This window comes from Streptomyces sp. NPDC041108, assembly GCF_055592645.1.
In genome coordinates this window covers 1-20,523 of sequence record NZ_JBVIYK010000037.1, presented here as the reverse complement: position 1 = coordinate 20,523, position 20,523 = coordinate 1, and the positions used below count along the sequence as shown (strand labels likewise).

General features: G+C 68.4%; 17 protein-coding genes. 10 read left to right on the top strand and 7 right to left on the bottom strand.

The genetic code is table 11. The annotated features are described in order from the left end of the window. Positions 1-366 precede the first annotated feature (366 nt). Both ACZ6BB_RS41490 and ACZ6BB_RS41485 read right to left on the bottom strand, forming a co-directional pair. Positions 367-1,329 carry an ATP-dependent DNA ligase gene (locus ACZ6BB_RS41490; RefSeq protein ID WP_471620264.1) on the bottom strand — a complete coding sequence of 321 codons (963 nt, stop codon included), beginning with the start codon at positions 1,327-1,329 and terminating at the stop codon, positions 367-369. A 21-nt stretch (positions 1,330-1,350) separates the two neighbouring features. Next, on the bottom strand, positions 1,351-3,510 hold the full coding sequence (locus tag ACZ6BB_RS41485) for an amylo-alpha-1,6-glucosidase (RefSeq protein ID WP_471620263.1): 2,160 nt from the start codon (positions 3,508-3,510) through the stop codon (positions 1,351-1,353). A 210-nt stretch (positions 3,511-3,720) separates the two neighbouring features. On the opposite strand from ACZ6BB_RS41485, the gene ACZ6BB_RS41480 reads away from it, so the two are divergent. From ACZ6BB_RS41480 to ACZ6BB_RS41445, 8 genes are all read left to right on the top strand, one after another. After that, positions 3,721-4,746, top strand: a complete 1,026-nt coding sequence (locus ACZ6BB_RS41480) for a LacI family DNA-binding transcriptional regulator (protein WP_471620262.1) — start codon at positions 3,721-3,723, stop codon at positions 4,744-4,746. A 169-nt stretch (positions 4,747-4,915) separates the two neighbouring features. Further along, positions 4,916-6,163 carry a sugar ABC transporter substrate-binding protein gene (locus ACZ6BB_RS41475; protein ID WP_471620261.1) on the top strand — a complete coding sequence of 416 codons (1,248 nt, stop codon included), beginning with the start codon at positions 4,916-4,918 and terminating at the stop codon, positions 6,161-6,163. Positions 6,164-6,215: 52 nt separating this feature from the next. Then, a complete protein-coding gene (locus ACZ6BB_RS41470; RefSeq protein ID WP_471620260.1) occupies positions 6,216-7,496 on the top strand; it encodes a carbohydrate ABC transporter permease in 1,281 nt (426 codons plus the stop codon). 106 nt (positions 7,497-7,602) lie between these two features. After that, positions 7,603-8,520, top strand: coding sequence for a carbohydrate ABC transporter permease (locus tag ACZ6BB_RS41465; RefSeq protein ID WP_471620259.1), 918 nt, complete (start codon positions 7,603-7,605; stop codon positions 8,518-8,520). Positions 8,521-8,574: 54 nt separating this feature from the next. After that, positions 8,575-10,239: a glycoside hydrolase family 13 protein gene (locus ACZ6BB_RS41460; RefSeq protein ID WP_471620258.1), complete on the top strand. Its 1,665-nt coding sequence runs from the start codon at positions 8,575-8,577 to the stop codon at positions 10,237-10,239. 525 nt (positions 10,240-10,764) lie between these two features. Beyond that, a complete protein-coding gene (locus ACZ6BB_RS41455) occupies positions 10,765-11,853 on the top strand; it encodes a dsDNA nuclease domain-containing protein (protein ID WP_471620257.1) in 1,089 nt (362 codons plus the stop codon). Then, positions 11,843-12,424 carry a hypothetical protein gene (locus ACZ6BB_RS41450; protein ID WP_471620256.1) on the top strand — a complete coding sequence of 194 codons (582 nt, stop codon included), beginning with the start codon at positions 11,843-11,845 and terminating at the stop codon, positions 12,422-12,424. The genes ACZ6BB_RS41455 and ACZ6BB_RS41450 overlap by 11 nt, the downstream gene beginning before the upstream one ends. Continuing rightward, positions 12,421-14,337: a hypothetical protein gene (locus ACZ6BB_RS41445; protein ID WP_471620255.1), complete on the top strand. Its 1,917-nt coding sequence runs from the start codon at positions 12,421-12,423 to the stop codon at positions 14,335-14,337. The genes ACZ6BB_RS41450 and ACZ6BB_RS41445 overlap by 4 nt, the downstream gene beginning before the upstream one ends. Positions 14,338-14,946: 609 nt before the next feature. On the opposite strand, the gene ACZ6BB_RS41440 is transcribed toward ACZ6BB_RS41445, so the two are convergent. Together ACZ6BB_RS41440 and ACZ6BB_RS41435 are read right to left on the bottom strand one after the other, a co-directional pair. Next, a complete protein-coding gene (locus ACZ6BB_RS41440; RefSeq protein ID WP_471620254.1) occupies positions 14,947-15,117 on the bottom strand; it encodes a hypothetical protein in 171 nt (56 codons plus the stop codon). Between the two features lie 97 nt (positions 15,118-15,214). Beyond that, positions 15,215-15,700 carry a GNAT family N-acetyltransferase gene (locus ACZ6BB_RS41435; protein WP_471620253.1) on the bottom strand — a complete coding sequence of 162 codons (486 nt, stop codon included), beginning with the start codon at positions 15,698-15,700 and terminating at the stop codon, positions 15,215-15,217. Between the two features lie 123 nt (positions 15,701-15,823). Between ACZ6BB_RS41435 and ACZ6BB_RS41430 the strand changes: the two genes are divergently transcribed. Beyond that, positions 15,824-16,165: a hypothetical protein gene (locus tag ACZ6BB_RS41430; protein ID WP_384280595.1), complete on the top strand. Its 342-nt coding sequence runs from the start codon at positions 15,824-15,826 to the stop codon at positions 16,163-16,165. A gap of 67 nt (positions 16,166-16,232) precedes the next feature. Here the strand turns inward: ACZ6BB_RS41430 and ACZ6BB_RS41425 are convergent, their stop codons facing one another. The 3 genes from ACZ6BB_RS41425 to ACZ6BB_RS41415 form a co-directional block, all read right to left on the bottom strand. Continuing rightward, on the bottom strand, positions 16,233-19,124 hold the full coding sequence (locus ACZ6BB_RS41425; protein WP_471620265.1) for a helicase associated domain-containing protein: 2,892 nt from the start codon (positions 19,122-19,124) through the stop codon (positions 16,233-16,235). Beyond that, the gene (locus ACZ6BB_RS41420; RefSeq protein ID WP_471620252.1) at positions 19,124-19,396 is read right to left on the bottom strand and encodes a hypothetical protein; all 273 of its coding nucleotides are present in this window, start codon (positions 19,394-19,396) and stop codon (positions 19,124-19,126) included. The genes ACZ6BB_RS41425 and ACZ6BB_RS41420 overlap by 1 nt, the downstream gene beginning before the upstream one ends. Before the next feature lie 116 nt (positions 19,397-19,512). Next, positions 19,513-19,896, bottom strand: coding sequence for an ankyrin repeat domain-containing protein (locus ACZ6BB_RS41415; protein WP_471620251.1), 384 nt, complete (start codon positions 19,894-19,896; stop codon positions 19,513-19,515). A gap of 176 nt (positions 19,897-20,072) precedes the next feature. Here ACZ6BB_RS41415 and ACZ6BB_RS41410 point away from each other — a divergent pair, with 176 nt between their 5' ends. Then, positions 20,073-20,309 (top strand): hypothetical protein, encoded by a 237-nt coding sequence (locus tag ACZ6BB_RS41410; protein ID WP_471620250.1) that lies wholly within the window; start codon positions 20,073-20,075, stop codon positions 20,307-20,309. The last annotated feature ends 214 nt before the right edge of the window (positions 20,310-20,523 follow it).

The window sequence follows — 20,523 nt, the reverse complement described above, 5'->3', positions numbered from 1 at the left end:
CTGCGCGATCTGGCACAACCGCACCATCGGCGCACCCATCACCAGGTCCCTGACCGCCTACGACCACTGAGCCACATCGGAACTAATCATCTAGGTGTTGCGCCCAAGTGTTGCGCTGAGCGTTGCGGTAGGTGTTGCACTGGCCCCCACCGCGCCCCGAGGTCCGCCCAGGTCAACACTGGCGTACTGCGTGGTCGGGCTGCTGACATCCCCGTTGCGACCCCCTTCGACCATGCCCTGGCTGGAGTTGAGGATGAGGGAGGGCGGGATGGGTGGCGCGGACGCAGCCGGGGATCGGGGCGCGCTCAGGCCGGGTGCGCGTCGGCGGGGCCGCCGCGCCGGGCCGCCGTCAGCGCGGCGGTGACGTCAGGCGGGGGACGTCGGCGGGGGAGAGGTCGGGGCGCGCACGGTGCCAGCGTGCGGGATGTCTCCACCGGCCGGAGGCGTCGCGGGCGACGTCGACGCCGACTTCACCACCAGCTCGGGTTCCACCAGCGTGACGTTCAGCTTCTCCTGGCTGCCCCACCCGGCGGAGAACGACCAGCCTGTCCACGGATGACCGCGCCGCCCCGCAGCGAGCAGACCGGCGACCGCGGCACCTGCCGCCTGCGCGAGGGTGGTGGTGCGGCCGACGTACTGAAAGCGTCCTTCGGTGTCGTACCTGCCGAGCAGCAGCGTGCGGGGCACGGCCAGAGAGCCGGTGATCGCGCCGACGATCGCCTCGCTCGTCTCGCGGACCTTGTATTTCTGCCAGCCCCTCACCGACGGGCGGTAGGCGTCGTCCAGTCTCTTGAAGACCACCCCCTCCATCCCGACCGACGCCCACGTCAGCCACTTGCGCACGACGTCGGCCTCGGTGGTCGACGGGCACAGCGCCCACGGCGCCGACAGCCTGCGGGCGGCGAACACGGACTCCAGCGCGGCCCTGCGCCGCCGGTACGGCCAGGAGGTCGTGTCCGTCCCGGACAGCCGCAGCAGATCGAACGCGACGAAGTAGGCCGGCCACTCCTCCGTCGCCCGGGCCGCCCCGGCACCACGCCGGGCAAGCCGGTTCTGCAGCCGCTCGAACGCGAGGCGGCCCGCGGCGTCCCATACGACCAGCTCGCCGTCCAGCGCGGTCGCGTCCGGCAGCTGCACGGCCCCGGCCACGACCTCTGGAAACGAGGCCGCCATCTCGGTGCCGCGCCTGGAGCGCAGCGTTACCCGGCCCGCCTCGACGGAGACCAGGGCACGGAAGCCGTCCCACTTGGGCTCGCCGGCCCAGCCCGGCTGCAGAGCAGGATCAGGCACGGGGGTGGCCAGCATCGGCTCCGGCAGCGTCCACGTCACGCATGATGCCTTCCACCCAGGTCATCGGCCGCCCGGGTGACCGATGACCGGACCGGTCTTGGCCGGGCACGGCGCCGGGTGTTTCTCGACGGTCAGTCCTGCGGGTGCCGAGACCGATTCGATCCGGCCGTCGGAGTCGATGGTGAGGTCGAGCCGTTCTCCCGCGACGGTGAGCCCGGTGATGGTGAGGGCGCCGACGGGGAGTGGGCCTGTCGGTCGGAGGTGGAGGCGGCCGGCGGGGACGTCGGGTTCCAGTCCGGTCAGCGCGGTCATGAGGGCGATGGCTGATGCCGCGGACCAGGCTTGTGGTCGGCAGGCGGCGGGGTAGGGGACGGGGGCGGGGGTGTCCGCGCGTGCGTCGCCGCCCCACAGTTCCGGCAGTCGGTAGTCGAAGGCCGGTGCTGCGTCGAGGAGGCCTTCGATGAGCCGGGCGGCGGCTTCGGGGTGTCCGGTGCGGGCGAGGCCGGTGACGGCGATGGCGGTGTCGTGGGGCCAGACGGCGCCGCAGTGGTAGCGCAGTGGGCCGAAGCCGCCGGATGCCGACGACATTGTGCGCAGCCCGTAGCCGCCTGACATGTCGGGGGCGGCGAGCCGTGCGGCGACGGCGGCACTCTCGTCGGCGTTGAGGATGCCGGTGGCCAGGAGGTGGCCCATGTTGCTGGTGACGGCGTCGACGGGGCGGCCCGAGCCGTCGAGTGCCATGGCCGGGTAGGGGCCGTGCTGGTCGCAGACCCAGAACCGGGCGCGGAAGCGGTCGGCGAGGTCGGCCGCGAAGGTCCGCCAGCGTTCGCCGCCCGGCAGTCCGAAGGCGTCGAGGAGTGCCGCGCCGGCGAGGGCCGCTTCGTAGGCGTATCCCTGTACTTCGGCGAGAGCGAGGGGAGCTCCGGCGAGGCGGCCGTCGGCGAACCGGGCGGCGTCCGCGGAGTCCTTCCAGCCCTGGTTGGCCAGTCCGGTGCCGGTGTGGTCGATGTAGGAGAGGAACCCGTCTCCGGCCTGGGCGGCGGTGTCGATCCAGCCGAGCGCCGCCTGGAGCGCGGGCAGCAGCGGTTCGATGTCGGTGGCGGGCAGGCCCCAGCGCCATGCGTCGTGGAGGAGGCAGACCCACAGGGGGGTCGCGTCGACCGTGCCGTAGTAGACGGGCGGCAGGACAAGGCCCTGGCCGTCGTCGAAGACCCCGCTCCGGACCTCGTGGAGGATCTTGCCCGGCTCTTCCTCCGTCGCTGGATCGGTGCGGGTGCCTTGCTGGGCGGCCAGGGTGCGCAGGGTGCCCAGGGCGAGGTCGGTGCCCAGGGGCAGGAGCATCCGGGCGGCCCACAGGCTGTCCCGGCCGAAGAGCGTGAAGAACCAGGGGACGCCCGCGGCGAGGAAGGCGTCACCGGGCGATGCGGCCATGGCCATGCGCAGCGAGTGGAGGTCGTCCAGGCTCTGCGCGACGAGCGCGGGCAGTCGGCGGTCGTCGGCGGTGACCTCCGGACGCTGCCAGGTGGGCCGGGGGTCGGCGGCCGTGACGACCGCGTCGGATTCCGAGACCTCGACGGCCAGGTGCAGGTCGGCGCTCTCGCCGGGCTCGACCGTGAGGGTCCAGGTCAGCGTGGAGTGTTCGGCGTCGGGCGTCGCACCGGGGGCGCTGACGGCGACCTTGACGGCCTCGTCGCCCCAGCGCAATACGCCGTCGTCGGAGAGCAGTTCGTCCGTCGTCTGGAGAGGAGACCGGGCTGCCCGGCCCGCCTTGGCGTGCTCCAGCGGCGCGAGGTCCCCGGCGATCTCGACCCGGACGGCGAGATGCACCGGCGTTGTCGCGGTGGAGCGGACTGTCAGCTGCTCGGTGAGCAGGCCGGGATTGACGATGCGCCGCCGGTCGACCCGGACGGTCGGGTCGGGAACGGCGTCGCCGAGCGCCTGGGCCAGGCCGACGAAGCGGCTGCGGCCGGGTCCCTCCGCTGCGTTCATGACCGCGACGACCGGCAGCCAGCCCTCGTCACCGTCTGCAGCTCCGGTGCCGGGGCGCAACGTCACGCGCAGCAGACTCACGGCGCGTACGTCGGCGTGGAAGAGCCCCTGCACGCCGGCTCCGGGAGCGGCGGCGTCGAGATTGCCGTCCGGATTGGACAGGACGACGGTCGGGGCGGCGAGGGTGACCGAGAGGTCGTGCAGGAGCGGCTGCCGCTGGGGTGAAGTCATGGAAGCTCCGTCCGGTGCCCTCGTGTGTCGTGGGCGGTTGTGAGGGCGATTCGTGACTGCGCCGACTCTTGACAGTCCGGGCGCCGATCGCCACAGTAACCGATTGGAACGCTAAATTTAACGTTCAAATCCAAGCGGGACGGCGACGCACTGCGGTGCCGCAACGGCGGATACGCTGCGGCGCAGTGAACTTGTGGAGGTGGCTTCGCGATGGCGCGAGTAACACTCGAAAGCGTGGCGCGGCATGCCTCTGTGTCGATGCAGACGGTGTCCAACGTCATCAACGCGCCGCATCGGGTGCGGCCGGAGACGCTGGCCCGTGTGCAGGCCGCCATCAAGGAGCTCAACTACCGCCCGAACCAGGCTTCCCGGACGCTGCGGACCCGGCGTTCCCAGCTGATCGGCGCCCGCATCGAGCCGCCGCGCGACGGCGTCAACGGCGCCGTCCTCGCCCACTTCCTGCAGTCGCTGACCGCCCGTACCCAGGAGGCCGGCTACCGGATCGTGGTGTTCACGGCGACCGACGACGACCACGAGTGCTCCCTGTACGAACAGCTCCTCGACGATCACGATCTCGACGCCTTCGTCCTGCACGCCACCCACGCCGGCGACCGCCGGACGGCATGGCTCACCGAACGCCGAGTGCCGTTCGTGACCTTCGGCCGCCCCTGGGGGGCTGAACCAGATGCCCCGGAGCGGCACGGCTGGGTCGATGTCGACGGTGCGCAAGGGACCCTTGCCGCGACCCGGCACCTCATCGAGACCGGCCACCAGCGGATCGCCTTCCTCGGCTGGCCGGAAGGTTTAGAGGTAGGTGACGACCGGCGCAGCGGCTGGTCCTCCCTCCTCGCCGTCTCCGGAATCGACACCCCTGCCGGCTACGACGCGGGCGTCCCCGACGGGCTGGACACCGGTCGCGAGGCCGCCGCGGCGATGCTCGACCTGCCCACCCCGCCGACCGCGATCGTCTGCGCGAGCGACTCGCTGGCGCTGGGGGCCTGGACCGAGATCACCGCGCGTGGACTGCGCCCGGGGGCCGATGTCGCGGTGGTCGGCTTCGACGACTCCCCGACTGCGGCGGTCGTCGGCCTGAGCAGCGTGGCGCAGCCGTACGACGAAGCCGCCGCCGCCTGCCTGCGGATGCTCCAGGAACTGCTGGCGACCCCCAAATCGCCGGACGTCCCGCCCAGCCCAGTCCTGCTGCCGCCCCGGCTAGTGGTCCGCGGGAGCGGCTGAGCCGCTCCCGCGACACCCGAACCTTCCTCCCCTGCCGAGCGGGCTCCGTAGCCCGCTGCAGCCCGCTCGGCCAACACTCGCGATCCCGCTCATAGCCCCAGTGCGGCGACGGGATGCGGTCCCCTCTACCACCGGCTCGTCAGGTCGGCCCTGCACAAGGAGATTTATCATGAGAAATCCGCGTATCCGCTGGGCGGTCGGTGCCGTCGCGCTGCTGTCGCTCAGCCTGACGGCCTGTGGTGGCAGTGGGTTCGACGACACCGACAAGGCGGACAGCCAGGAGTCGAGCGGCCCCGCCTCGATCAAGGTCCTCATCGCCGCCAGCGGCGACGCCGAGAAGAACGCCGTCACCGACGCGGCCGGCGCATGGGCGACGAAGTCCGGCAACAAGGCGACCGTCACCCAGGCCACGGACATCAACCAGCAGCTCGGCCAGGGCTTCGCCGCGAACACCCCGCCGGACGTCTTCTACGTCGACGCCGGCCGCTTCGCGACCTACGCGAGCGCGGGCAGCCTCGAACCGTACGGCGACAGCTTCGAGGGGAAGGACGACTTCTACCCCGCGCTGCGCCAGGCCTTCACCTACGAGGGCAAGCTCTACTGCGCCCCCAAGGACTTCTCCACGCTCGCCCTGCAGATCAACACCAAGGCGTGGAAGAAGGCCGGCCTGACGGACGCCGACATCCCCACCACCTGGGAGGAACTGGCGGCGGTGGCCAAGAAGCTGACCACGGGCAAGCAGGTCGGCCTGGCGCTCGGCGACACGCGCGACCGGATCGGGGCCTTCATGGTCCAGGCCGGTGGCTGGGTGACGAACAAGGACGCCACCAAGGTCACCGCGGACTCGCCGGAGAACCTTGAGGCCCTGAAGTTCGTCCGGTCGCTGCTCGCCGACGGCTCGGCCAAGTACCCCAAGCAGCTCGACTCCGGATGGTCGGGCGAAGCCTTCGGCAAGCAGAAGGCCGCCATGACGATCGAGGGCAACTGGATCGCCGGCGCGATGAAGAGCGACTACCCGGACGTCAAGTACAAGGCGGTCCCGCTGCCGGCCGGACCCGCGGGCAAGGGCACGCTCGCCTTCACCCAGTGCTGGGGCATCGCGGCGAAGAGCAAGAACAAGGCCGCGGCCCTCGACTTCGTCAAGGCGATGACCGAGAAGGACAACCAGCTCACCTTCGCCAAGGCGGTCGGCGTGATGCCGTCGCGACAGTCCGCCCAGGCCGACTACGTCGCGCAATTCCCGCAGGACAAGCCCTACATCGACGGTGCCGCGTACGCCCAGGCCCCGGTGAACGTCGCCAAGATCGACCAGGTGCTCGCCGACTTCGACACCGGCCTGCAGGGCCTGCCCAAGGCCGATCCGGAGGAGATCCTCGCGCGACTGCAGAAGAACGCGCAGGCGGTCGTAGGCCAGTAACCCGGGATCACCCGGACCACCCGGATACGAACCGAACGAGAGTGAATCTGCGATGAGTGAACCGAACCCCGGGCCCGCACAGGGCCCGGGTGGCGGCCCGGGCCCGGCCCGCCCGGAAGGCACCGCGAAGGCCGACGCCCCGTCCTCCGTGCCGCGCGGGCGCCGCAAGGACACGGGCCCCGACGGCACCAAGGCAGGTCGAGGGGCTGGTGGCAGCCGCCGCACCCCTGCCCCTCGCGGCGGTATCCGGGGCCGGGAAGGTCTCGCCGGCTGGCTGTTCGTCTCACCCGTCCTCGTCGTGCTCGGACTCTTCCTGGTCGTGCCGATCGTCATGGCGCTCTGGGTGAGCCTGTCCGACTGGAACGGCCAGGGCAGCCCCTTCTCGTCCGGGGTGGACTTCGTCGGCGGACAGAACTACGCGCCACTGGTCACCGAACCCGGCCTGCCGCAGAGCGACTTCATGATGAGCCTGCGCAACAACGCCTACTACGTGCTCTTCGTCGTCCCGCTGCAGACCGCGCTCGCGATGGGCCTGGCGCTCCTGGTCAACGGCAGACGGCTGAAGGGCAAGGGGTTCTTCCGCACCGCGTACTACTTCCCGTCGGTGACGAGCTCGGTCGCGATCTCGGTGGTCTTCCTGTTCATCTTCTCCTCCAGCGGCGTCGTCAACTCACTGCTGGCGAAGATCGGAGTCGATGGACCGGCCTGGTTCGCTGATCCTCGCGGCATCATCCACCTCGCCCTCGGCGCCCTCGGCGTGAACACCGACGCACCACCGTCCGCACTCGCCGACACGAGCGTCGGCGGCCTGTCCCTGTGGGAGTGGTTCTCCGGCCCCAGCGTGGCCATGACCGCGATCATCGCATTGGTCGTGTGGACGACGGCGGGCACGTTCATGCTCATGTTCCTCGCCGCGCTGCAGGACATACCCCTCGAGGTCGAGGAGGCCGCCGAGATCGACGGCACCGGGCGCTGGCAGCGCTTCCGCCACGTCACGCTGCCCATGCTCAAGCCGACCCTCTTCCTCGTCCTGACCCTCGGACTCATCGGCACCTGGCAGGTCTTCGACCAGATCTACGTCATGACCCGGGGCGAACCGGCCAAGACGACGATGACGCCCGCGTTCCTGTCGTACCAGTCCTCGTTCATCAACAACGAGTGGGGACAGGGCAGTGCCATCGCCTTCATCCTCTTCGCGATCATCGTCGCGATGACCCTGCTGCAGCGGTTCGTCCTGCGCGACAAGGACGAGGCCCGCGCCAAGGCAGCCACCCGGCGCGCGGCGAAAGCGGCACGCTCCGGATCCGGCCCGACCACGAGGGCGGCCGGATGACCCGCACCGCCGCAACGGCCCACCCCGCACCCCCGGGAGCCGACGCAACCGCGCCCACCACAGCCGCCCCGGCGGCCACAGCCGACGCCCACAACAGAGGCACGCGATGAGCCCACAGCACAAGCTCGCCGACGCAGACACCACAGCGCACACAGTCGAGCAACACACAACCCGCCGCTCAGGCAACCGCTCGCGCCGCGGCAGTGCCCTTACGCGCGCTCTGGGTTACACCGTCCTCACCGCCGTCGCGCTGCTCTACATCTACCCGTTCCTCATCCAGCTCGCGACGAGCTTCAAGACCGACGCGGACGCCACCAGCCACCCGCTGTCACTGTGGCCCCCGCACTTCACGACAGCCGCCTTCAGCCGGCTCGCCGATGCGGACTATCCGCGCTGGTTCACGAACTCCGTCGTCGTCGCACTCTTCGTCACCGCGGGCCGTGTGTTCTTCGACTCCCTCGCCGGATACGCACTGGCCCGGCTGCGCTTCCGCGGCCGGGGCGCACTGTTCGCCGCCGTCATCGCGGTCATGGCCGTCCCCAGCGTGGTCCTGCTCATCCCGAAGTTCCTCGTGCTCAACCAGCTCGGGATGTACGACTCCTACGCCGGAATGATCGTGCCGCTGCTCGCGGATGCCGCGGGGGTGTTCATCATGAAGCAGTTCTTCGAGTCGATCCCGGTCAGTGTCGAGGAAGCGGCCCGCATCGACGGCGCGAGCACCTTCCGAATCTTCTGGTCCATCGTGCTGCCGATGGCCAAGCCGGCCCTCATCACCCTGACCATCCTGTCGTTCCAGGGATCGTGGAACGAACTGCCGCACTTCATCGTGTCTCGCCAGAGCCCGGAACTGAACACCCTCACCTCCGGGGTCGCCTCACTCGTCTCCGGCCAGCTCGGTGAGGGCAACCTCTACCCGATCAAGCTCGCGGCAGCCCTGCTCATGACCATCCCCGTGGCCCTGGTCTTCTTCGCCTTCCAGCGCCACTTCGTCCGCGGCGGCACGGCAGGCGCCACCAAGGGATAGCCGGGCGGGAAACCCGCTGCGATACGGACACCTCCTCCGACAGGACCGAGCTACATGCGCAACCCGACCCCCACGAACGACGTCACGAAGGACACCGCGAACGACTCCTGGTGGCGCTCCGCGGTCATCTACCAGGTGTACATACGCAGCTTCGCCGACGGCGACGGAGACGGAACCGGCGACATCGCCGGCCTCCGCTCCCGTCTGCGGTACCTGGCCGACCTCGGGGTCGACGCCATCTGGATCAACCCCTGGTACCCGTCCCCCCTGGCCGACGGCGGCTATGACGTCTCCGACTACCGCGGCATCCACCCCACGTACGGCACCCTCGACGAGGCCCGGAAACTGATCACCGAGGCCCACGAGCTGGGCCTGCGGGTGATCCTGGACATCGTCCCCAACCACACCTCCGACCAGCACGCCTGGTTCCAGGAGGCACTGGCGGCGCCGCCCGGCTCCCCGCAACGAGACCGGTTCATCTTCCGCGACGGCAAGGGCGAGAACGGCTCGCTGCCACCCAACGACTGGCACGCGGCCTTCGGCGGCCCCACCTGGACCCGCACGCCGGACGGCCAGTGGTACCTCCACCTCTTCGCCCCCGAACAGCCCGACCTCAACTGGGACAACCCCGAGGTCCGGGCCGAGTTCGAGTCGATCCTGCGCTTCTGGTTCGACCTGGGCGTCGACGGCTTCCGCATCGACGTCGCCCACGGCATGGTCAAGGACCCCGCCCTCCCGGACCTCGGCCTGACGGAGTTCTCCGTCATCACAGGCGAGGACCAGCAGAACCACCCGCACTGGGACCGCGACGGCGTCCACGACATCTTCCGCAGCTGGCGCGCCATCGCCGACAGCTACCCCGAACCCCGCGTCTTCGTCGCCGAGGCCCACGTCCGCCCCGGCCGCATGCCCGACTACCTCCGCGCGGACGAACTCCACACCGCCTTCAACTTCGACTTCCTCAAGTGCGCCCTGGAAGCGGACAAGCTGAAGGAGGTCATCGACCGCACGACCACCGATCTGGCGAAGGTCGGCGCCCCCGCCACCTGGGTCCTCTCCAACCACGACGAAACACGCCACGTCACCCGCTACGGCCGCGCCCACACCGGCGTGACCACCCCGACGCGCCACCATGGCCACCCCACCGACCTCACCCTCGGCACCCGCCGAGCACGGGCGGCGGCCCTGCTGATGCTGGCCCTGCCCGGCGGCGCGTACATCTACCAGGGCGAGGAACTCGGCCTCTACGAGGTCGAAGACCTCCCCGAGTCGGCCCTCCAGGACCCCACCTGGGAACGCTCCGGCCACACCATCCGAGGCCGCGACGGCTGCCGCGTCCCCCTTCCCTGGGCCGACGACACCCCGCCCTTCGGCTTCAGCACATACGGGTCCGCCACGCCCTGGCTTCCGCAGCCCGACGACTGGAAGTACTACACCGCCGAAGCCAACCAGGCCGACCGCACCTCCATGTTCCAGCTCTACCGCTCCGCCCTGCGCCTGCGCCGCACCAACCCCAATCTGCGAGGCGAGGAGTTCCGCTGGCTGGACAGCCCGCCCGACACACTCTTCTTCGAACGCGGCAACGGCCTGCTGTGCGCGGTCAACCTCTCGGACCGGCCGATCCCGCTCCCCGACGCCTTGAGCCCCCTCCTCGCCTCAGCACCGCTGAGCAAGGATGGGACGCTGCCGCCGGACACCACCGTCCTGCTGCTGGACTGACCCCGACGACGGCCACGGGATCACCCCAGCCGATCTCCCCCGCGCGCTCAATCGCGCCCGAAGCGCCAGGGCCTGTCCGGTGTTCACTCCCCGCCGATCGGACAGGCCCTGGTCCATCTGTAGGAGCCCGGCGGAGCCGGGAAGCCGTCGCATGGACCTCATGAGTTCCGTGGACAACGGACAGTGCCAAACCCTGTCGATAACTTCGGCTCCGCAGCACAGCCAGGCCGCAGATCGGCACGGACACGGGGGTGGTGAGCATCGGCTCCGGCAGCGGCCACATCACGCACCATGCCTTCCACTCAGGTCGTCGGCCGTCCGGGTGACTGCATGGCCTCTTGGTGGGCAGGGGCGACGGCAGATCGCTTATTGTCACGCACGGCGTTCGATTCGGTGCTGACCGTTGCCCCCCTGAAGCAAGTGGTGATCTACTGCCTTTCCGATGTCGTTGGGGGGTATAGGTGCGACAAGACGTGTGTGCCGGTTGTATGAAAGCGCTGGGCCGGGGGGCGTCAGGGAGTGCCAATGGCTTTGGCACCTGCTGATGGCGGGCGGCGCAGCCGGCGGGGTTTCGCCTACCAGGATGTAGTCACTCTCCTGGACTGCCTGGACATGCTGGATGGGCAGTGGACTTCGGTGTCCTGGGAAGACCTGGAAGACATCCTCTGCTACCGCGATGGCGCGCCGAACTACCGCCAGGTCAAGACGATTGAAGAGGCCGGTACGCGGCACAGTGTGGCCAGCGTCTGCAGGCCGGAAACTCCGCAGAAGACGGTGGAGACGAGCTATCTCGGCAAGTTGTTTCTTGGCAAGCCTCTTCCGGATGACACCCGCTTCACGCTGATCATCAACGAGATACCGCAGCCTAATCTGTATGAGTTTGCGGTGGAACGGGACCGCCCCCGCGGGCCGGTGAGCGAGCCCACGCGCAACGCCGTTATAGAACGGATGAGCGATCTGCAGCTCCCGGACGGCCGCGACATTGCCTGGTGCGTGGACCGGCTAGATGTCCTCGTCGCCGGCCGCACGATCGAAGACGTCGAACGAGAAGCGTTGCATCGTCTGGCCCCGCACGTCGGTGCGCTCCTGGGCACCGGGCCGATGTACGCGGAGGTGGAGGAGGCGATGACCCGTCTGATAGAGGGCATCGCCCGCAGCGCCCGGGCCCTGCGGGCGCAGAGCGTCAGCCGCGATACCTTCCAGGCAACCCTGGAAGACAGCGTGCGCAAGGTCACCGGCCGACGCAGCGACGGCTCCACGGAACCCTTGATGACACTCCAGGAGAAACTCCGGCCAGCAGGCGTCTCCGACGTGGAAGCCGAAGCCCAGCACGATGCCATGCTCACCTTCCGCCGCAGACGCCGGGCCAGCATCGGCACCAGACGGCAGCAGCTCGACGACCTGGCCGACGACGTTCACGCCCTGTGCACCGTCACCATGGCCGAGCGGCGCAGCGGCCTCATCTCTCCAGGCTCCGACGCCTACCAGGCCACGGTTCTCAAAGTCGCCCAGATGCCCCAGGTAGCTGATCGCACGTACAACCTCGTTGATGCCCTGGCCACCCTCAGCGACATCACCGCACGCTGCCTGAACAGGTACGTCGATGCCTCATAAAATCGGCAGCCGCGTCGTCCCGCCCCTGCACCGTCCCTGGGACCCGGACGACTCCCCGGACTTCCACGCCGCGCGCCTGTTACTGCTCATCCACCTGTGCGGTCAGCAGCCGGGCTTCTACATCGCCGGCCGGACGAAGTTCGCTAAACTCGACTTCTTCTTGCGCTACCCCGGGTTCCTGGAACGCGCCCATGCCGCCATGCCGCAGGTCGTGCCGCTCGGTGACGCCTTCTTGGCCCAGGACTCCACTGAGGTCGAAGCGCCCATGGTCCGCTATCGCTACGGCCCCTGGGACCACCGCTACCGGCAGTTCCTGGCCTTCCTCGTCTCACGCGAACTGGTCACCGTCACCACCAGCCACAAGCCCGAACGCATCAAGCTCAAGGCCGCCGGCCGCAAGGCTGCGGAGCGGCTCGCGCGCACCTCTCAGTTCCAGCCGCTGGTCCGTCGCTGCGAAGCCATGCAAGGCAACCTCGCCGGCATGACCGGCACCCAGCTCAAAGACCTGATCTACGAGCTGTTCCCGGACGAGGTCGGCAACGCGCCCTTCCGCCAGGAGATCCAGCCATGACCAAGCCCGTCATCGCACACCCCGGCCGCGGCATCCGTGTCGAGTCCGTCCGGCTCGTGCAGCACACCGGCGAAATCGACGAGTACACCTTCCGCTCCGGCATGCTCAATATCATCACCGGGGTCCGCAACAGCTCCAAGACCACCACGCTCAAGGCGATCGACTACTGTCTCGGCGACCGGGACAGCCCCCGAGACGCCCTGACCATGGCGGTAGCCGAGAAGTACGTCGAAATCAGCACTGACCTGACCCTGAACGGCCGCCCGCACAAGTTGACCAGGTCCCTCCAGCACGGGCGCCTGAACAAGGTCTACATCGACGGAGACGACCTGAACGTCGACGCCTTTTCCAGCTGGATCCTGCAGGAGCTCGACTGGCCCGACCTGCAAATCCCCAAGGGAATCGTCGCCGAATCAGCCAACCAGCTCACGCCCTTGTCTTTCCGTAACACCCTGCGCCACATCTACCGCAACGAAGACTCCTGGACCGACTTCGCCAACAAGGAAGCCGAGTTCATCCGGCGCGCCGTCGTGAGCCAGCTCCTCGGATTCGCCCGCGTCAAGTACTCCAACAAGGACTTCCATATCGCCCAAGCCAGGAAACGCCTGGCCGAAGCCCAAGCCGTCGAACGCGAAGTCCAGGAGAGCACCCTCCAGGCCGTCACCGCCATCTCCGACCGCCTCAACATCCCCGTGGCCCGCTCACTGGAACAAGTAGCAGCCGCCCGCGACGCCGTCCGAGCTGAGCTCGATGCCGCCTACGAGCAGCGCCGACAGCTCACCGCCGACATCAACAACATGGTCCACGGCGGCCACGAGACCACCGGCGCCGGCTACGACACCACCCTCACCACCGACTACGAGAACACCTCACGCCGCCTCCAGCGCGCCCTCGACGAGGTGACCGCCCTTGAGCAACTCCACCACGAGCACAAGCAGTCAGCGCAGACCGTCACCGCAGAAATCGGCCGCATGCAGCGCCTCATCACCTCCGTCGAACTCTTCGACGCCCTGCCTGTCCGGCTCTGCCCCGCCTGCGAACAAAATGTCGATCCACGCCGCCCCCACGACGACGACGCCTGCTACCTCTGCAACCAGCCCGTCAGCGACGACCAACGCCGACGGCGCGCCCAAGTTGAAGTCCGCTCCTTGGAATCAGAACTGGCAGACCTGCAAGACGTCATCGCCCGCACTGCCAGCGATCTGCAAACTGCCCATGACCGCCGCACTCACCTGGAACAGCAACAAGCCGAACTGGCCAAGCGCATCAACAACGAACGAGCCGCCCAACTGGCCCCCTTCATGACAGCGCTGGAGGACCTCGCCGGAAACATCGCGCAGCTGGAACAGAAGATGACCGCCTTCCCGGCTATCGAAGAGATCCTGCAACGCCGCATCGAGGCCACCCAGACCGTCGCATCAGCCCAGCAAGCCCTGAACGACATCACCGAGGCCCAGCCCCCGCACCAAGCCGCCGGCCTCTCCCCGGCCGACCGTTGCGCCCTCTTCGCAGACCGCATGAACTCCTTCCTCCAGACCTACCGAGGACACGGCTGGGTCAAGGGAAGCATCACCATCAGCGACAGCGACCTCACCTTCTACGTCGGCACCCGCCCCTGGAACCAGATCCTCGGCGCCGAACTACGGGTGCTGTTCTTCCTCGCCTACAGCTACGCCACCCTCTTCCTGGCAAACGACCTGGACGAAGAGTGCGCCTTCCCCGGATTCCTGATGCTCGACAACCCCTACCAGCAAGGCATCGACGCCAGCGTCATCAAGGCCGTCCTGCAGGACCTGGGAGAAGCCGCTCAAGCTACGGGCACACAGGTCATCACGACACAAGCGCTCCCCGAACCTCTCCGCGGCGAAAACATCCGGCACATCAAAATGCCGCAGGTCTACGAAGCGAATTGAGAGACCCTGCGTCCGACCAAGCACGGCTCACAGCGGATCAACTACCACCGAGACGGGTCGTGTGTCGCAGGGCGTGGCGTGTCGGGGTCGTCTGTGAGGCACGGTTCGGTAGCGTTGGTCTCCGACAGGCCAGGGACGGTCTGGAGGCGAGCGGTCCGCCCGGGCGGAGGCGCAGAGACCTCAAGGGTGGGATGCCCGGTCCTTAAAGATCGTCTTTCGGTATCCGTGCATGCTCTCTCCTCCACGGCTGCCGCCCGGGGGCAGCTGGAGCAGGAGCGCTGTGCCGCACACGACCGACAAGCGGATCAGGAACGAAGTCGGACGCCTCCTGTACCTGCCCGAGACGGGACCGCTCCAGGTGACCGGCAACCGCCCTACCCTGGATCCCAAGGACCGCGGACAAATGGCCTTTCAAGGCCTCCTTTCGAGTGCCTGATGAGCAACCGCGAGCACCCACATCCTCTCGAGCAGCCGGGAAAGACTGCGATGGCCGGCATCAGCGGCTATCTGAACTCCATCTGCCACCAGCCGGCGCACCTGGAGATCCACACCAACACGGCATGCCGCGTCGCCAGCCGCCTTCTGCCCTTCCACCACGAAGACCACGGCCTATGCGGAATTCCTGGCCTGCGGCCGATCAGCCTCACCCGCCGACGGGTACGCCTGCTCCACCAGCCCACCGGAGGCCGCCTGCTCGGTGAGGGCGATGTTCGCGGTGGCGCGCCCGCCCGTGAGCCAGTCGGTGGTGAACAGCAACTGCTCGATCGCGGCACCGGACACCGTGGATTCGGCCGCAGTGGTGATGTTCTCCCTGCCCGGTCAACTCCCCGACCGGCAAGGCGGACACGGTTCCGCTCAGGCCACAGCCCAGTGCGGGTTACTCACCGGCGGTGGCAGCCGTGCCCTTCACGGCGAGAATCTCCGAGACCGGGCAGCCCCACGCCGCGCCCGGTCCGGCGGGGCCGTAGAGCGTGAACCCGCACGCCTGGAAGAACGCCTGCCGGTCAGCCGCATCGCCGCCGTCTTGCGGCACCAGTGCCAGGAACGTGTGGCCGGCTTCCTGGGCCCGGCGGGCGATCTCGGCGAGAAGCGCCCGACCGACCCCGCCGCGACGAGCGGCATGAGCGACGGCCATCGTCAAGACGAACGTCTGCTCGCCGGGATGCGCCTCCCGGCCTTTGTCGTGCCCGAAGTCGCAGTGGAGCTGGAACTCAGCGACCCCGACGACAGACCCGCGGAGTTCGGCCACGACGACGTCCAGGCCCTCGGGGTCGTAGAACCTGCCGTCTCCCAGATGGTTCGAGTACAGCAGCTCCTCCACCACCGAGTAATCGGCTTGGACGAGGTCACGGATGAGTGGCATGACCCAAGTGTTCCAGGACCGCGGGGCGGAGGCACCGTCTACGGGCTCCGCGGTCTACGAGCGCTTTGCCTGCTGGCCCATGGTGTCGACTCTGGCAGAGGTGCAGAGCACTACGCTCCTTCCATGTGGAGTGAGTCGAACAACTATGGCTTCGAGAACGAGCTGGACTACCTGCGGTCGATCAAGAAGGACGACAGCTATACGTTCACGTACCCGTTCGAGTACATCGCTAAGAACTACGGGAACGACAATTACGACATCGGCACAGCGGACATGGTGGTCCGGGTCCAGTGGAACGATGCGGAGGCCGGTTACACGGTGGCCTACGACGTCCCCGAGATGGACAAGATCGACCCCGCTGAGGGGAACGGCGATGCAGCGAGCTTCTACGAGAGCGACGTTTACTGGAGGCTCGTGAGCGACCTTGACGGCATGGGGATCAGCTCCGAGCTTCGTGCAATCTAGGCACGGTTGGCTTGCCGTTCCCCGGGCCTCCAAAGGCCCGGGGAACGGTCACGGTGCGGGAGCAGGGTCAGTAGTCGTCGCGTTCGGTGTTCGGTCCGTACCGCTCGATGAGGTCGCAGGTGCAAGTCCCGCCCTCGTAGTGCGTCTTGTCGCACTCCTCGTGGTGATCCCACGGCGGCCGCTCCGTCGGGGCCGCCGACGGAGCGGGCTGCGCAGGGGCGGCCTCGACCGCCAGGACCGCGCCCGCCCAGTCCATGCCCAGCGCGGCGAGGGCGGCGAGCTGCTCCCCCGTGAGCTTGTCGCGCCTCGACTTGGTGTTCGAGAGCCACACGCCCAGCTTCACCGGCACCGGCTCGGCCTCGCCGTCGACTGTGATCTCCACGACCGTGCTGCGCGGGACGGTCCGCTGCCCTTCCCGCTCCACCCACTGCGCCAGGGCGGCCAGTCCCCGCTGGAACGCCGCCTCAGCCTTGCTCCCGGCCTTCTTCGGGTTCTTGGCCGCGTCGGCCGGCGCTGGAGGGAGCTCCGCCGGGGCGGCGGCCGTCACGGCCAGGGAGGCACCCTGCACGCCCAGCGCGGTCAGCCGCTCGCGCTGCTCGGGCAGGAGCTGCGCCCAGGTGCCCGGCTCCTGCTGCCGCCACCTCCACGTTCCGATGTCATCGCCCTCGAAGGTGACGCCCGGCGCGATGTAGGGCAGGACGCCGTCGGCGTCGACCAGATCGGCGAGCACCCGGTAGTGGCGTTGCCAGTTGAGCGGCCATGTGCAGTCCCAGTCCGGGTCGATCGCGGCCAGCTGCTTCGCGCGCTCCTCCGCGCGCTTCGGGTCCTTCCCGAGGCCGCCCTTGCGGCGCAGGTTGGCCATGTACTGCCCGATGGGCACCATGGCCTCGCCCTCGCCCCACACCGCGTCCTGACGCGGAGCGAGGTGCCCGGTGGCCCGGTGGTAGGACCGGAGCGCGGCGAGCTTGTTCTCCCAGGCTTCCTCACCGGGCTCCCACACCATCCCGGCCTCAGGCGCGTCCAGCAGGGTCTTGCGCCGCTCCTCCAGCTCCCCGGTCCGCAGGGCCTTGCGCTGCTGGTGCACCCACCGCCCAAGCGGAAACGCCTTCGTCGCCCCGACCTCGACCTCGACGTCGTAGGGCACGGCGTAGAGGCCGGTGATCTCGTTCTCCTTCCGCCAGCGCAGCAGGGCCTGATAACCCTCCAGCCACACCAGTGACTCCGGCCGGTAGACCCGGGTGCGCAGGAAAGCGGCGATCGTGGCGGCGTCGCGCGGGCTGGAGAAGTGAAGGAGGGCCGCTTCGGCGGCGGCCTGCGTGTCGTCCTCCTGGTCCTCGCCGCCGGCCCCGACAATCTGCCCGTCCTCGTCCCGACGGACGTGCACCTTGCGCTTCCCGCTCGTGAGCGCACGGGAGGCGAGCTGCTCGACGAGTCGTTCATCATGACTGCGGAGTCCCTGCAAAACGGCTACAAGGGGGCGAAAACTGGCGGAGGCGACCATGTCCGTGGGGTCCTCGCCGGGCTCCAGGAAGACGGGCACGATGATCCGCGCGACTTTCGTGGAGCCGTCGCGGTTGAGCCTGAGCGCGCGGCCGATGTTTTGCACGATCTCGACCTGGGAGCCGCGGGTGTCGGCGAAGCAGATGGCCTCGACTCCCCGTTCGCCGGTGATGTCGACGCCTTCTCCGAGGACGCGGACGCTGGCGAGGAAGGCGCGGTGGACCCGGCGGCCGGCGGCGTCGATGCCGTTGGCGAACTGGCGCAGGACTTCGCGCCGCTCGGATACGAGGTGGTCGCCGCACAGCCACGCCGACCACACCCGGTCCGGGGGTACGTGGCGGCCGGCCTCGAGTTCGTAGAACTCCGCGTCGATCGAGGACTTCGGCAGCTTGTCCGCGGCCGCCAGGTCGTCGTCGGAGGCGTCGTTGGTGTACAGCTCGGCTGCCGTCTCGGGCATCTTCTCCGCGAACGCCATGGCCTCCTCCACCTTCTGGTGGAAGGTCATGACCGTACGCAGGTTGTACGCGGCCGCGTGCTCCAGGAGCGCGGTCTGCAGCAGAGCGAGGCGCCGGCCCCGCAGTGCTTCCTCCGATTCCCCGAGGACGGGGGAGGGGTCGCGGATCTCCAGTACGTCGATCTCGAATCCGGCGAGGATCGCGCGCTCGATTGCCTCTGAGAGCCCGAGTTCGGCCAGCCAGGGCCCGTAGGTTTCCGAGTCCTGGCCCATTGACGCGATCTCGAGTTCCTCGCTGTCCGCGACTTTCTGCGGCCGGGGGGAAGCCAGGATGCGTGGGGTGGCGGTGAGGTAGAGCCGGAAGGCGGCGGGGATGCGGGCGTTGTCGTGGATCGCCGCCCATGGCCTGCCAAGATCGCCTGCGGTTGAGTGGGCCTCATCGATGATGGCGAGCGAAAAACCGTCCATCCGCTGCCCGTAAAGGCGCTCTCCACCCGCCAGAGCGGTCTCCAGCGGCCCGCGAACGCGCCCCTGGCCCTTTGGGTCATCGAAGTCCTCGCGATCCACGAGAGAGGCGTACGTGGCGAACACGATGACCGGACCATCCCCGGCCCACAGGGCGAGCTGGATGGGGTTGGTGGTGGTGCGTACCCCCAGCTCGTTCAGCACGGGGTCGTTCTCCAGTGAGCACACCGCGACCATCGGGGAGCTGTGGCCCACCAGGCGCCACGCCTGGGCGGTCTGTACGAGCAGGTCCAGGGTCGGGACCGTGACGAGGAGCCGGCCGTCCGGGAAGCACTCGAGCGCACTTGCGGCAGCGGTGATCGTTTTCCCGGATCCGGTCGCGGACACCAGCATGCCCCGCGCTCCCCGAGCAGGCACAGACGATCTTGCAAAGAATCTAACCCACTCCCGAATTTTTGCTTTTTGTGTTACCTGATGCTCCCGGAGGCTGATCACAGAATTCCACTCCTTCTTTTCCCGGGAGAAATCAGTTTCTTCCATCACGACCAAGCAGAAGCTGGTGACCTGTCGGAGGCAGGAGGGAAGGGGTATCTGTCCGCCCCGCCGCGTGCGGGCAGCTCGTCCTCGAAGTCACAGGCGGCCACGGCTTTGAAGCCGCCACGCCACAGTGCTTCGAGCACGGCCGCGACGGCCTGCACCACATCGGCCGGCGCTCCTGCGGAGGTCTCGCACTCCAGCACGGTCGGCCATTCAAGGAAGTCGAAGGGGTGGGCCCGCCGGCCCGTGGCGTAGCCGTTGTACTCGCCGGACACACATAGCGGCCCGACGGCCAGGCACGGCCCGCGCCCCGTCCACCGCATCCACATAGATCGAGACATCCGCGTAAGAACAGCCCGAACCGTGGAGGGAAGGTACCGAAGGTTCCCGATCATTCGCCACGCGCACTCCCTGGAGCCTCAACAGCCCTGGGCGCCAGGAAGCGCTGAAGCAGCCGCTGCGCCGGCTCGTGGTCGTAGTGCTCGGCGATCTGTAGAGGAGTCTCCCCATCAGCGGCTGGCAGACGCGGATCGGCACCGTACGCCAGCAGGATCGCCGTGGTGGCCGTGTGCAGTGGATGCCCCGACTGCAGGTGACTGTCTCCCTCGAGGTCGATCGCGTGAGTCAGCAGCGTGTGCCCGAAGCACATCTCGTTCGGGTCGACCCCGGAGTCCAAGAGCACGGCGAGTGTCTCGTAGTCACTTGTCTCCACGGCCTGATGCGCGGGTGTCCACGGCTCCACGTCATCAACAGCTTTCAGCGCATCGGAAACCATAACGCCTTTCTCCCCGTCCAGTCCGCCAGGCTGCTAAACTACCGGGCCCGATACGGGTGGTTGATGGGTGTCCCATATTTTCTCCAATGCTACATGCTGCATCAGCCTGATGCACACGCCATCCTGAAACACCGGCACGAACAAGCGATGCCAGGACCCCGGCATACTGACCAGTCATGGACGGACGCAGCACACGGCGGTTGACACTGATGGTCGACGGGGAAACGTTCGATCTCACCGAGCGACCCGACGAGCCGGGCACATACGACTTCACCTGGCTGTCAGGCCCCAACCCCGGGTACGGCTTCACTTCTGCCGTGCAGCCGGCCAGAGCATTGAGCGAGCCGGAACTGCAGGCGTCAGCACGGGACTTCTTGAAACAGGTGGACCCAACCACCGGACACATCGAATAACCACCCACCCGCCCGGTAGCCAGCCCGGCCCGCGCCAGCGGGCCCCAGGTCCTGGAGGCGCAGCCGGAAGGACCGTCAGGCGGGGGAGCGCAGCGGACCCGCCTCGCCAGGCTGGAGCGAAGCGGAAGCCTGACAGCGGGACGAAGTCCCGCAGCTCCGGGAGCGCAGCGGACGGAGCATCAACCTGACTGCGAAGCAGTCAGGTTGAGCGGGA

Coding starts and splice junctions, on each gene's coding strand:
- ACZ6BB_RS41485 (WP_471620263.1), bottom strand. CDS start 3,510: ATGACTTCACCCCAGCGGCAGCCGCTCCTGCACGACCTCTCGGTCACC.
- ACZ6BB_RS41480 (WP_471620262.1), top strand. CDS start 3,721: ATGGCGCGAGTAACACTCGAAAGCGTGGCGCGGCATGCCTCTGTGTCG.
- ACZ6BB_RS41475 (WP_471620261.1), top strand. CDS start 4,916: ATGAGAAATCCGCGTATCCGCTGGGCGGTCGGTGCCGTCGCGCTGCTG.
- ACZ6BB_RS41470 (WP_471620260.1), top strand. CDS start 6,216: ATGAGTGAACCGAACCCCGGGCCCGCACAGGGCCCGGGTGGCGGCCCG.
- ACZ6BB_RS41465 (WP_471620259.1), top strand. CDS start 7,603: ATGAGCCCACAGCACAAGCTCGCCGACGCAGACACCACAGCGCACACA.
- ACZ6BB_RS41460 (WP_471620258.1), top strand. CDS start 8,575: ATGCGCAACCCGACCCCCACGAACGACGTCACGAAGGACACCGCGAAC.
- ACZ6BB_RS41455 (WP_471620257.1), top strand. CDS start 10,765: ATGGCTTTGGCACCTGCTGATGGCGGGCGGCGCAGCCGGCGGGGTTTC.
- ACZ6BB_RS41450 (WP_471620256.1), top strand. CDS start 11,843: ATGCCTCATAAAATCGGCAGCCGCGTCGTCCCGCCCCTGCACCGTCCC.
- ACZ6BB_RS41445 (WP_471620255.1), top strand. CDS start 12,421: ATGACCAAGCCCGTCATCGCACACCCCGGCCGCGGCATCCGTGTCGAG.
- ACZ6BB_RS41435 (WP_471620253.1), bottom strand. CDS start 15,700: ATGCCACTCATCCGTGACCTCGTCCAAGCCGATTACTCGGTGGTGGAG.
- ACZ6BB_RS41430 (WP_384280595.1), top strand. CDS start 15,824: ATGTGGAGTGAGTCGAACAACTATGGCTTCGAGAACGAGCTGGACTAC.
- ACZ6BB_RS41425 (WP_471620265.1), bottom strand. CDS start 19,124: ATGGAAGAAACTGATTTCTCCCGGGAAAAGAAGGAGTGGAATTCTGTG.
- ACZ6BB_RS41415 (WP_471620251.1), bottom strand. CDS start 19,896: ATGGTTTCCGATGCGCTGAAAGCTGTTGATGACGTGGAGCCGTGGACA.
- ACZ6BB_RS41410 (WP_471620250.1), top strand. CDS start 20,073: ATGGACGGACGCAGCACACGGCGGTTGACACTGATGGTCGACGGGGAA.